This is a genomic window from Aurantimonas sp. A3-2-R12, assembly GCF_036016755.1.
Lineage (GTDB): Bacteria > Pseudomonadota > Alphaproteobacteria > Rhizobiales > Rhizobiaceae > Aurantimonas > Aurantimonas coralicida_A.
Genome location: NZ_JAYXIH010000149.1, coordinates 1 through 603, shown reverse-complemented (window position 1 = coordinate 603; position 603 = coordinate 1). Strand labels below are relative to the sequence as shown.

The window sequence follows — 603 nt, the reverse complement described above, 5'->3', positions numbered from 1 at the left end:
TATTGCCGACGACGCCGGTCATCGGGACTGCGGACGAAGCGCTGATGGATGTTCAGCAGAGCTTCGAACGGTTCTGTCTTGCGGCGGGGATGGAAACGCTGGGCGCGATGATGGAGGCTGACGTCGAAGCGGCCTGTGGTCCGCGCCACGGCCGGGTCGAAAAGCGCGAAGCGCATCGCTGGGGCCGCACTCGCGGGCGGATCGGGTTCCACGGTGGCAAGATCGCGGTCGAGCGTCCCCGGGTTCGAAGGGTTGATGGCCGGGAGGCGCCGATTCCGAGTTGGGACCAGGCGTCGTCGGAGAACTGGCTCGGCCGCTGGGCAATGAACCTGATGCTGATCAACGTCTCGACGCGGCGGTTCGGTCGGGCTGTGCGACTGCCGGAGGGCGACGTTCCTGTGGATCCTGGCAGCGGGGTGTCGAAATCTGCGACCTCGCGGCGATTTGTTGCCCTGTCGTCGGAGAAGCTTGACGTCTTCATGGGCGCCGATCTGTCCAAACTCGACCTCGTGGTGATCCAGATAGACGGCCTGCACGTGCGCGACGATCTGGTGCTGGTCGCTGCAATCGGCATTGATGGCGACGGCGGCAAGCATCCGCTCG

Annotated in this window: 1 pseudogene; it reads left to right on the top strand. The window is 65.2% G+C overall.

The features are described 5' to 3' along the window. Positions 1-2: 2 nt before the first annotated feature. A pseudogene (locus VSX60_RS22485) lies at positions 3-603 on the top strand (IS256 family transposase); the annotation flags it as partial.